The sequence below is a fragment of the Lacinutrix iliipiscaria genome (assembly GCF_042686125.1).
Classification (GTDB): domain Bacteria; phylum Bacteroidota; class Bacteroidia; order Flavobacteriales; family Flavobacteriaceae; genus Oceanihabitans; species Oceanihabitans iliipiscarium.
The window spans coordinates 1,540,446-1,549,231 of sequence record NZ_JBHUOV010000001.1; the positions used below are offsets into that span (position 1 = coordinate 1,540,446).

Annotated in this window: 7 protein-coding genes; all 7 read right to left on the bottom strand. The window is 31.9% G+C overall.

Translation table 11 applies throughout. The features are described 5' to 3' along the window. Positions 1-31: 31 nt before the first annotated feature. Positions 32-535: a hypothetical protein gene (locus ACFS5M_RS07050; protein ID WP_183487156.1), complete on the bottom strand. Its 504-nt coding sequence runs from the start codon at positions 533-535 to the stop codon at positions 32-34. A 1,464-nt stretch (positions 536-1,999) separates the two neighbouring features. Then, on the bottom strand, positions 2,000-3,121 hold the full coding sequence (locus ACFS5M_RS07055) for an inorganic phosphate transporter (protein WP_183487158.1): 1,122 nt from the start codon (positions 3,119-3,121) through the stop codon (positions 2,000-2,002). Positions 3,122-3,647: 526 nt separating this feature from the next. Then, positions 3,648-4,265, bottom strand: coding sequence for a hypothetical protein (locus ACFS5M_RS07060; protein ID WP_183487160.1), 618 nt, complete (start codon positions 4,263-4,265; stop codon positions 3,648-3,650). 152 nt (positions 4,266-4,417) lie between these two features. Beyond that, on the bottom strand, positions 4,418-5,842 hold the full coding sequence (locus tag ACFS5M_RS07065) for a S41 family peptidase (RefSeq protein WP_183487162.1): 1,425 nt from the start codon (positions 5,840-5,842) through the stop codon (positions 4,418-4,420). A 267-nt stretch (positions 5,843-6,109) separates the two neighbouring features. Beyond that, a complete protein-coding gene (locus ACFS5M_RS07070; RefSeq protein ID WP_183487164.1) occupies positions 6,110-6,943 on the bottom strand; it encodes a hypothetical protein in 834 nt (277 codons plus the stop codon). 234 nt (positions 6,944-7,177) lie between these two features. Continuing rightward, positions 7,178-8,353: a DmpA family aminopeptidase gene (locus ACFS5M_RS07075; RefSeq protein WP_183487166.1), complete on the bottom strand. Its 1,176-nt coding sequence runs from the start codon at positions 8,351-8,353 to the stop codon at positions 7,178-7,180. Positions 8,354-8,589: 236 nt separating this feature from the next. Next, positions 8,590-8,786, bottom strand: a 197-nt coding sequence (locus ACFS5M_RS07080) for a hypothetical protein (protein ID WP_379898327.1), incomplete at its 5' end; no start/stop codon positions are given.

Here is an 8,786-nt window from a genome sequence, read left to right on the forward strand (position 1 = left end):
ATGGACTATACACGTTGTTGTATGCTGTAGGTTATTCTTTAAAACGCCAATTGTCTAAGACTAAAGTAATTATTGAATGTGGCCAAGTTTCAAAGTTCTGTAATTTTGGTTTAATAGGAATAATACTAGTTGCTTTCCAATAATCATGTTTAGGAGTATACATTCCAGCGTTGTGATATAATATTCTATCAAAAGGATTTTTCACATTCAATATCATTGTAATATTGTTTCTATCCTCAGCGTTTTGTGAGAATTCAATTTCTATTGTTCTTTCAGGATTCAAGTTTTCTTTAACTACTTTCATCGAATAGATTGTGTCTTTTTTTATTTCCACTTCAACTAAAATTCTTTCGGAAGGATATATTTGTAAAATTTTTTCTTTGACGAAATAGGGAGTTGAATCAACTTTCATTGTATAGTTGTTTTCTAAATCAGCCACTATATTTAATTCGAATGCATTTCTGAAAGGTTTGTCATTTTGTGAATAACTGAAGAAGACTAACATCAAGTTAATTATTGTAAATAATTTTTTCATAATAAGCTTTTTGATAGTTTCTTACCTATTGCATACAACGTGTTCGTGTATGATTTGTACTGAATCAGACGTAAGTCAGATTCAGAAGCAAATCAGATGTTGGAATAAAGATAGGATTTTTTATTGAAGGAAAACAGCAGTATAAATTATACACGTTGTTACGCACTTTTACGAAAGAGTAGAGTGAGAGCGTTCAGCTAGGCAAAAAATCCGTTTAATAAAGAAAGAGAAAAGCTAAACTTTAGTTTTGCTTTTACGATTGATAGCGAAAAGTGTTTTGTTTAAAACGCTTTGTAGCATTTAGCGATAGAGTGATTCATTCCGCAAACTAGCTAAAATTCCGATTGAGTGAGAATCCGATTTTGAGTAAGCAAAAATTCAGAGTTTGAGTGAGCAGAAATTCCATTTTATTTTTTCAGAGTTGAGTGAGTAAAACTGAAAGCATTGAATGTTTAGTTAATCGATGAAAAGGAGTAACAATGTTTATTCCGAGTAATTGTGCGTAACGAGGACTTGTATGGCAAGTGCCTCTATTTTAGAGTAAGTTACATAAAAATTTATTTAATTGAATAATAAATTTTATGTGTAACTACTGAGGCATTTGCTATACGAGCTGTTGTGTGCTGTAAGATTAAGCTATTGCCTTTGTGGAGTATGGAAGGAGCCAGTAAGTCTGTCGCTACAATTATTTTCCCTTTCAGAGTTTGACTCTTTAAACTTATGAATAATAACTTCGTTATGATAACGTCAGTTTAAAGATCGGAATCCATTACAACAATCCGACAATAATGAAAATAATTACTTTAAAATACTAAGTTAATAAATTTGACTTTGTCGAAAATTTTCTATAACTTAGTCAAGCTGATTATCATTCCTTATCGCTTTTGATAGTATAACTATCACACGATTATTAAGATAACGCTTGACCAAACAAAAACTGGACTTTGTCCTGTTTGTTATTCGTTTTAAATTAATTTTTTTCCCCTTTAATGTTTTCCGAACAAACCTCTGGAAGAACAGTAAGGCGGACTTATTGGACACAACGGTTTTGTATATGGCTCGTAGCGTGCAAATTAGAAAATTATTTTCGGATTGAGCACAAGCCAGATTTTTAAATTTTACTATTTATCTTTTTTATTGGAAATCGTCAAATTTAAAAATTTGGCGACTTTGCAAATACACCTTAACTTCGATTATACAACTAATTAGCTATGAGATATATACGGTGTTGTGCATAGTGCTTTTTACATTCAGATTGTCAAGTTTAGATTGGTTTTCCGATGTATGTTATTTAGTTCAGACGTGAGCGTTGGCAAAGACATACTCTTTTGCAGTTTTGGCGAAGCTTGGATGATGCGACTGTAGATGTGTATGGCTTTTAGCGTTGGCTTTTTGCGTTCTATTCGAGCAAATTTTATTTTTTGTTTACTAATATGACCTATTGAATTTCAATATTGACAGATTTTAGATAGTAATCAAAATCCAATAAACAGTTGCGCTACAAATAGCTGCAATCGGCAATGTTAAGAGCCAAGATAATAGGATATTCCTAATGACTTTTAAATCGGCTTTTTTTGTCACAGTTCCTATTCCAAAAATCGAACCTACTGAAACGTGTGTAGTAGATACAGGCATTCCGTGTACACTAGCAGTTGTGACTAAAAGTCCAGTAACCAAGTTTGCTGTAAAACCTTGACCACTATTCATAGGTGTAATCTTTTTACTCATCATTACTCCAACTTTTTTGGCGTTTATTAGTCCACCAATAGCCATTGCAATAGCTACAGCAATCATTCCCCATTTAATATCCATTGCATTAATAACAATTAAAAGTCCTACAATTTTTGGTGTGTCATTTAATCCTCTAGCAAAACTTACTATACCTGCACTTGTATAATGTGCGAAATCCAATAGTTTTTGCGAATTAATGCCTAAAAAATTTCCTTTATAAGATTCAATACATTGTGATTCATTTGATATTTTAATACTCGTCTGTTTTTTGTTTTCGACAGTTAAGAATTCATTTGTAATATTGTCTTTAATGACTGGTATTATTTCTTCTCCAACACATACACAGGTTTCTTTAGTAACTCCAACAAGTTTTCTTATTTTTCTAAAAATTAGATACGCTATAAAACTAACTATTGCAGCCATAAGTGGACTGACAATTAAAGGCATTAAAAAAGTGCTACCTAACTTTGCAAAGTTAAAAGAAGCACCAACTGCAACAATTCCACTTCCAAATAATGCACCTACTAAACTATGAGTTGTTGATATTGGCATTCCAATTTTAGTGGCTATAAAAACGGTTATTGCTGCTCCAATAGCAATTGATATTGCAAATTCTGGTGTTTGAATTAAAGTATCTGGGACTAAACCTTTTCCTGAAAAATTTTTAACTAATGTTTCTGCTAAAAAAATCGCTGCAACTGACCCAGCAAATGTTGTAGTAGTTGCCAAGGTTATTGCTTTTTTATAATTAAGAGTTCCACTACCAAATAAAGTAGCAACTCCTTTAAAATTATCATTTGCGCCATTTGTATAGGCAAGAAAGCATGCAGCAAGAAAAAGTAATATTAAAATCATAAATTGTGATTAGTTTAAATGAGTAGATAGTCGAATTGCTTTCGTAATAATTACGTAATTTTTATATTTAAGGTTTTAAGGAACTTTTATCTGTAAATATTCTATTAACTCCATCGCCTTACTTTTTCAGCTTATGGTATTGAAAAGTCTTTTCTTAATTCTGTTTTGGATTTTGTTTTTTAACGTTGGCAAAAAACAACTCTTTTAGTTTTTTCTGCGTTGGCTTATGTGTCGGCAAAAAACTAAATGTGCTGTTTGTGCGGCTGGTATTTCCTAGTTCAAATGTTGAATTTTAACACGATTTTCGCATTATGCACAACGTGTTCGTGTATGATTTTTTGCGGATTGAGCCGAAGCTATTTTAGCTTTGGATGAGCCACTTGTGGCGAAAAATCCGCTGGAGGAAAATGGCAAGGCTCTGACTTGCTAATTTTCCGATTAGATAAATATACAAATTGTAGGATAAAATCTTCCACATAACCAACATTGCGTAGCAATTAATTATACACGTTGTTGTAAAACGTTTTTAATTAATTTTTTCAGCTATTGTTTCAAAAGGTTCGATAGGAAGTCCATATAAAACAATTTTATTTTCGTCAATTTCTTTAATCGGAACTACCAAGCCTTTGTTATTATTGTGAAACGTAGAAATCAACAAAGTGTCATCTATTTTTTCTAAGAGTATTTTCCGTCCTTCATATCCAATTTTCTTTAACATTTCAAGGACTTCCGGTTTGTCTAAAATTTTATTGAATTCGATAACAACTTTTTCGTTGTTCCATTCAAAATTGTATTTTAAAAGTTGAATTCTACTTTCAGATATTTTTGATTTAGTTGGAACTAATCTGACATAATCGTGTTCAAATATTTTGTCTTCGGTTTTAGATTCCGTTTCGTTTAATCTTGTATATACTTTGCCTTTTCGATAAAATCGAATTCGGTCGGGATTTATAAAATCAAAGTTTAAATCAGATAAGTTTTCAGAATGGTTTTCGACTCTTTTTTCTTTTAAGTTCAGTTCATTAACATTACTTTCCAAAACTGAATAATTAATATTATCATTTTCGAATACAATAATGTCAATATCACCAAAGGGTCTTCCTTCACTCACGTTAATCCACTTTCCTTTGATGTTATTACTCACTTTTCTCAAATGTTTTACAACGTTGTTGTGTATGGTTAGTTGCGTGGTTGAGCAACTAAGTTAATAAACATTTACGAACCCGTGAATATTCCGCAGGAATATTCGCAAGTAAGCTCAATGCAGCAATTAATTATACACGGTGTTGGCAGTAGTTATTTATTTTTGTAGTAGTCAATAATGAATTGAATTTTGTCTTTCACATTATCCTTAATAGGAACATCTGGAATTATTCCTGTTTTATTGTAACCCTCTTCAAAAACGTCTTTATTAAGCGTACTAGTTGGATATCCAAAATATATATTCTGGTCTCCGCTATTTAGTTTTATTGAGTTTACACTTGTATAATCAATTACTCCATCAGTTGGCTTACCAAATGTTTTTACCTTTGTGCTTGCCTTTTTTGAATGTATTATAAAAGATTCTGCAGCACTCATACAACCATTATCCGTTAATATTGCAACGTTTTTTATATTGGACTCGAAAGGTTCAAATTCACGGATTGGATACTTAGGTCCATTTATAATTTGTCCAATGTTTGTTTTTATTCTTTCGACAACGGGATTATATATCTCGTGACTGTTTTTGGTAAATCTTTCAAAATAGATTTTTGTTTGTTCAGACGCTAGTACTAATCCTTGAGTACTTTGCATCGATTGTGTTGCATATGCATCCAAAAATGAAAAATAAATTGCATTCCCACCAACATTTCCCCTAATATCAATAATTAGATTAGTAGTGTTTTTTAATAATTCTAAATTGTCGAGAATGATTTGATTGAATTTTTGATAGTCAGCCATAAATGAAGGAATGGAAAATAATGTGTTAGTATTATCAAGCTTTTGAATAACAGGTAGTCTTGTGTCTTCATTATGAATCATACTAATTTCTCTTACACTATTGTCTCCAATTTTCCCCCAATAATTTGCTCCTGTAAAAACCAGCAATGTACCTTCTTTATATATGTTTCCTTCTACATATCTTGGGGAATATCCATAAGAATAATAAGTTCCTTCAAAGCCATTATCCGTTGATTTATATATAGCTTTAAGCTCACCTGGTTCTACTGTTTCTATTGTAGAACTTATAATGTAAGCTTTATAATATCCTTCATCTTTTATGATAGCAAATTTCGACTTTCCATCTGTCCATTGTCCAATGATACCATCTAATCCATTTTTTTCTATCATTTTTTTCTCGTATTCCAGAGTATTTAGAATACTGTTAGTACTGATTACATCTTCCTTGATTTTTTCCCTAAACTGTTTAGTTTCATTTTCTGAGTATTTGGGTAATTCAAAGGTAAATAAGTGACCATCTTCAAAAAAACTTAAAAATTGTTGCAAATATTTGGCGCAATTTGCGCTATTAATTTTACTTACCTTGTTTTTATATTCTATTTTTCTTTTCTCATATTCTTTGTCCTTATTTAGAATTCTCAATTGAGCCAATCCAATATAGTTATCTTCAAGTTTTTCGATTAAGTTATCATAAACAATAGCACAATCACACTTAGGGTTTTGAGTTAATAAGGTGTTGCTACTTAAAACAAAACCTAATATTAGAATTATTCGTTTCATAAATAGTTTTTCTTTAAAGACGATTTAGTTTCTTAATTGTTACGCTTAATTACTGCCAACGTGTTCGTGTATGGTTTGTGCGGATTGAGCCGAAGCTATTTTTAGCTTTGGTGAGCCACTTGTGGCGAAAAATCCGCTGGAGGAAAATAGCAAGGCTTTGACTTGCCAATTTTCCGATTAGTTAAATATACAAATTGTAGGAGAAATTCCTCGTCTTAACCTACAGAGCATTAACTATACACGTTGTTGCCAGTAGTGTTTATGTTTTCAACACCAATGTATTGGATTTCCAGATTCCATTGATGCTTCTGCTAATTTTTTTAGTGGTTCTGTCATATATTTATATTCGTCAACTATTTTAACTGTGTTTTCTTTTATCAGAAATTCATATTCTTTTTTTGGATTACTTTCGTGCGGATGAAGTCCAACATTGCAAATAAAACTGTTATTCGTTTTTTTGTCTATGAACATAAACTTATCTATTGAGATATATTTTTGGATGAAGTTCTTTGAGCGAAAAACAACATAAGAAACTTCTTGATCATTTTCCTTAACATTTTCAAGAATAAAAAATCCATCTTTATCAATTCCGTAATTATTCTTGTTATATGCTGTAAGAACAAATATTAAATAAGTTTCTGCGTTTACAGTTGCTTTCAACTCATTAGTTGAAACTTCAAACAACAATATTCTATTTTCATTAAGTTTTTGTTTTTCAAATTCATCTATTTCTTTCAAGACTTCTGGTGTAAATTTCGCTGGTAAAGTTCCTCCATTTGCAGTTGGTAAAAACTTACTCAATATGGGAAATTTTTCTTTTCCGCCTAATCTTTCTATTACTCCCTTAAATTCTACCATTCCGAGAGTGTTTGATAAATATTCGTAACACAATTCCATTTCTTCGTGTTCGCAAGCACTATTTTTCCAGTTGTCAAAATCAGAATCCATTTGAAGAACTTTTTTTTCATTTTTATCCCACAAATCATTAGGAATATCCAAAAAAAGTCCATCTTCATCAAATTTGATGTATTCTTTATGTGGCGGTTCAACTGTTTTTCCTTTTTGATAGCAATTGCAAACTACGAATGCGCTATAGCTCATAAATTGGTTCGGGTTTTACATTACTGGCAACGTGTTCGTGTATGATTTTTTGCGGATTGAGCCGAAACTATTTTTAGCTTTGGATGAGCCACATGTGGCGAAAAATCCGCTGGAGGAAAATGGCAAGGCTCTGACTTGCTAATTTTCCGATTAGATAAATATACAAATTGTAGGATAAAATCTTCCAAATAACCAACTTGCGTAGCAATTAATTATACACGTTGTTGTACCACGTTATTTTTTAATTCGATTATATTTTTTTAGAGTTTCTATGAGTAAATCATGAGGAAGTGCATATGCTGTATTTCCATTAATTCCTTCCATTGTTTCAGCCGCTACCATTGCATTAATAATCGCTTCCTCAACAGCTTGCACAGTTGCTTCGAAAACTGGCGTAATTTGGTCATTCGACATTGATTTTACGATTGTAGTTTCATCTCGATTAAATGCGTTTTCATTTGCAGTTGAGAAAGCTAAAAAAATATCTCCTGAACCATTACTTCCTCGTCCGCCTACAATCCCAACTCCTAAAGGAATTCTTTGGGCTATTCTTTTTAGTTGATGCGGTAATAGAGGTGCGTCTGTTGCTACTATTACTATTATTGAACCATCACCTTCTTGTCTTCTTGACTTTGGTGGTGCCTTAAATTTATAATTTAAAGTATCTTTTAATTCAATTCCAACAGGAACACCAGCAATTGATAAGTTTCTTTTCGCTCCAAAATTTGATTGAACAATTGCTCCAACTGTATAGGTAGAATCCTTAATTTTAATTACTCTAGAAGAAGTTCCAGTTCCTCCTTTAAAGCCTAAACACATCATTCCGGTTCCTCCGCCAACATTTCCTTCAGCTATTTTTCCACTTGAAGAATTTTCGATAGCTTCCAAAACGTGTTTTTCTTTTACGTGAAACCCGTAAATATCATTAAGAAATCCATCATATGTTTCTGCTACTACTGGATATGTATACCACCAATTTTCTCCACTATACCAATCTGTATCAACATACCATTTCAGTACAGCTTGTCTTACTTCTCCAACACTATTGGTGTTTGTAATCATAATTGGTGTTTCTAAAAATCCTGATTCAGTTACCCAAGTTGTACCTGTCATTTCTCCATTTCCATTAAGACTGTACCAATTAGCATAAACTGGACTAAATTTCTTGGCTTTTCCTCTCGGAAATATTGCGGTAACTCCAGTTCTTATAGGTCCTTTACCTACTATGTTTTCTCCGTTACCAGAAATAATAGTGCTATATCCAACCTCGACTCCTTTAACATCTGTAATAGCATTGAATTCACCAGTTTTACCAACAAATGGAACTCCTAAATCTCTTGCTCTAGGTTTTTGTCCGAAAGAATGGAAACAAATGAGCATTACTATTAAAACTAAAAATGTTCTTTTCATATTGGTTGGTTTTTAATGTGGTACAACGTGTTCGTGTATGATTTTTTGCGGATTGAGCCGAAGCTATTTTAGCTTTGGATGAGCCACTTGTGGCGAAAAATCCGCTGGAGGAAAATGGCAAGGCTCTGACTTGCTAATTTTCCGAGTAACTAATATAAGAATTTTATCTCGATCGTTTACTTAACCAACATTGCGTAGCAATTAATTATACACATTGTTGTATGTAGTTTTTGCTTTTAAATAACCTCATTATTGGTTTTTAAAGTATTATAATCATTTTCAAACATTCTCATAACTTCAATAGAAGGAGGTTTAATTTCATATTCTGAATCACTATTTTTCATTATTTCTCTCATATCTTGTGATTTCTTATTTTTCCAAAATCCAGCTTTAGTGAATCCAATTGCACATATTTGTCCATTTTGCTCAAAAG

Bases quoted from the DNA above. Each gene is read 5' to 3' on its own strand.
- ACFS5M_RS07050 (WP_183487156.1), bottom strand. From the start codon at position 535: ATGAAAAAATTATTTACAATAATTAACTTGATGTTAGTCTTCTTCAGT.
- ACFS5M_RS07055 (WP_183487158.1), bottom strand. From the start codon at position 3,121: ATGATTTTAATATTACTTTTTCTTGCTGCATGCTTTCTTGCCTATACA.
- ACFS5M_RS07065 (WP_183487162.1), bottom strand. From the start codon at position 5,842: ATGAAACGAATAATTCTAATATTAGGTTTTGTTTTAAGTAGCAACACC.
- ACFS5M_RS07070 (WP_183487164.1), bottom strand. From the start codon at position 6,943: ATGAGCTATAGCGCATTCGTAGTTTGCAATTGCTATCAAAAAGGAAAA.
- ACFS5M_RS07075 (WP_183487166.1), bottom strand. From the start codon at position 8,353: ATGAAAAGAACATTTTTAGTTTTAATAGTAATGCTCATTTGTTTCCAT.